Consider the following 2,497-nt stretch of genomic DNA (forward strand, 5'->3'; position numbering starts at 1 on the left):
CAATGGCCATATGGTCATTGGCACAAAAAATGGCTGTGGGCGGATGGTCCAGCTCAAGGAACTGCCTTACCGCCCGCCAACCCGATTCCCTCTGCCAATCGCCATAGTAAAGCAGGCTGGGGCTCCATTCCAGCCCAGCCCCCAGCACAGCCTTACGGAAAGCCTCCCGTCTTTCAATGGCGTTCAGATCCTTGTCAGGTCCGCTCAAATGGGCGATCCTGCGATGGCCCAACTCCACCAGGTGGCTCACCGCCTGCCGGGCCCCGATTTCGTTATCGATCTTCACGGAACTGATGTTTTCGGCCACCCTGGCATTGAGCACCACAAAGGGGAACTGCTTTTCCGCCACAACGTCCAAGAAGCTGTAATCAATTTCGTCCTGTACCACCAGGAGCATGCCATCGAGGGAGCCCTCCTGGATCACAGAGGAGATGACCCCTTGGGTGACCACCTGTTCTGCACTCACCACTTCCAGGTTAAAGCGGTAGCCGTGCTTAGATAACTCGTCGCTCACGGACTTTAAAATGGGATGGTAGAACATCCAGCTTGACGCCAAAGTCCAGTTGCACTGCTTCTCGGTACCACCTAGGATGTAGAGCCCAATCATGTCGGATTTGCCGCGGGAAAGGCGCGCGCCAAAATAGTTGGGACGATAGCCGAATCTTTCGGCGGCCTCACGGACCCGCTGCCTAGTAGCATCCGCAACCAGCGGACTGTTATTCAGAGCCAGAGACACCGTAGCTTTAGATAAATCGAGGTGGCGAGCCAAATCGCCTATGGTAATCTGGTGTCTCCTGCGATTGCTTGCTCGCTTACTCGCCAAAGGACTTCCTCCACCATACCAGATTTCAGAACTGTATTTAGATTCTCCATCGCAGAAGGGAATCCTTCCCAAGGCACTACGGCGGGCATGTACATCACCGCCCTAAGATCAAACCTTGGATTGCTGCCGAAACATTTTCACGCTCATCAAACCCATACCGCTCTCCACACCGGTCATAGTCAAGGCGCCAACCGGCACCTACCTTTTTAGACGCAGAACGTGTGTTGGGTTGAGCATGAAGGGCTGGACCTGTCCCTGGATGCTGCACAGGGGCAGAACATCTTCATGCAGCTCGTAGCCTAAATCCGCCATCAGGGCCCGCCGCCTTTGGATCCGCCCCCAGACCTCCGGGTATTTCTCCGCCAGCTCCCGGCGCAGAGCAGCATCGGCCACTACCAAACTGTCTTCCGTATGCACACCGGGATAAGGAGGAGTAGAAGGAACGATGATGTCGCACTGGATCATGGTCCCGCTCTGCAGCACATCTTCCGAACCGGGCACGAAGGGCGCATTGATCCACTCCTCGTAATGGATCAGGTGGCCCGCGTTGAGGGCGATCTGGAAGAAGGGCTCTTCCATGTACTCCCGCACCGCCTCATAGACATCTCCGCACCGCACCCCCGCATGGAGCGCCCCATACCAGCGCAGCAGCATGTCGAAATAGGGAACAAAGACTTTCTCCATGCTGTCGGCGATTTCCGGAGCTAACTCTTTCTCATCATGCACCGCGATGCCGGTGCGGGCAATATTGGCTCCCCACACACCTATGGCCACGCTCAAGGGATCCCCAAGCTGCAGTTTCCTGTTAGTGGGGCTGTTGAGGGCTAAGTTGACGTTATCCCCGAAGCTGATCACAATGTGGCAGGACAGGGGAACGCTGCCGTCGTAGCCCAGTTTGCCGCCGATTTCCGCTTCGCTCACGCCCGGCTGCAGCGCGGACATGGCATCACGCATCCCCGCGTAGATCAGCTCGTTGATCATCTCATGGAGGGCGATCTCATCCACCGTCAGGGGTATGCGCAGCCCTGTGGTGGTGTGGGTAAACCAGTGGGTCACATCGCTGATGTTCTCCCGGCCCACCGCGCCAGCCAGAACTTCCACGAGATAGTAGGGGACATCGCTGGCCAGTTTCGCTTCGGCGAACGCCGGGGTCTGGCGGTACTTGGTGCCGGCTAGGCCCACCTTGCTGCCCTTGGTCAGGCCGCAGTCCGCCAGGATTTCCGCCAGGGTCCGGCCGTGCTGCGGCTGGCCCTGCAGGCTGAACTCGTCATAGAGTTCCACTTCCACGCCTTGGGCAATGGCGGCATAGTAGCGCCCCTCCAGTCCCACCAAGAGGCGGGGTTTCCCGGACAGCCCTACGATGGTCAGGCTCTCCTCAAAACGGGGGTCATAACCTGTGAGCCAGCGGGTATTGGCGAAGTGTTCCCGGTCACCGTAGACCACCACATGGGAAAGGCCGTGCTCTTCCATGCGGGCCCTGAGGCTCTCCACCCGCTTGGCATACGTTTCCGCAGGAATTACCGGGAAGTCATGGCTGACCACCGGCTCCGCCCACGGTATTTCAACCACTTCCACGTCGCTTAACTTCAGACGTTCTCTCATCCTGAACTCCTCCCTTAACACTGATCTAGAGGCGGACGGCCGCAAAACGGCCCGGTCATTTAAAACGGTTCA

The 2,497-nt window shown here is 57.9% G+C and carries 2 protein-coding genes and 1 pseudogene; all 3 read right to left on the reverse strand.

The features are described from left to right. Positions 1-607 (reverse strand): substrate-binding domain-containing protein (locus ACE4YL_RS02115; RefSeq protein WP_461365598.1); only part of this gene is annotated, 607 nt, incomplete at its 3' end. A gap of 48 nt (positions 608-655) precedes the next feature. Next, positions 656-895 (reverse strand): annotated as a pseudogene (locus ACE4YL_RS02120) (LacI family DNA-binding transcriptional regulator); the annotation flags it as partial. Between the two features lie 126 nt (positions 896-1,021). Continuing rightward, positions 1,022-2,425 (reverse strand): M24 family metallopeptidase, encoded by a 1,404-nt coding sequence (locus ACE4YL_RS02125; RefSeq protein WP_461358884.1) that lies wholly within the window; start codon positions 2,423-2,425, stop codon positions 1,022-1,024. Positions 2,426-2,497: the final 72 nt, after the last annotated feature.

Origin of the sequence: Candidatus Darwinibacter acetoxidans (assembly GCF_041936445.1) — a bacterium.
Lineage (GTDB): Bacteria > Bacillota > Limnochordia > Darwinibacteriales > Darwinibacteriaceae > DTU010.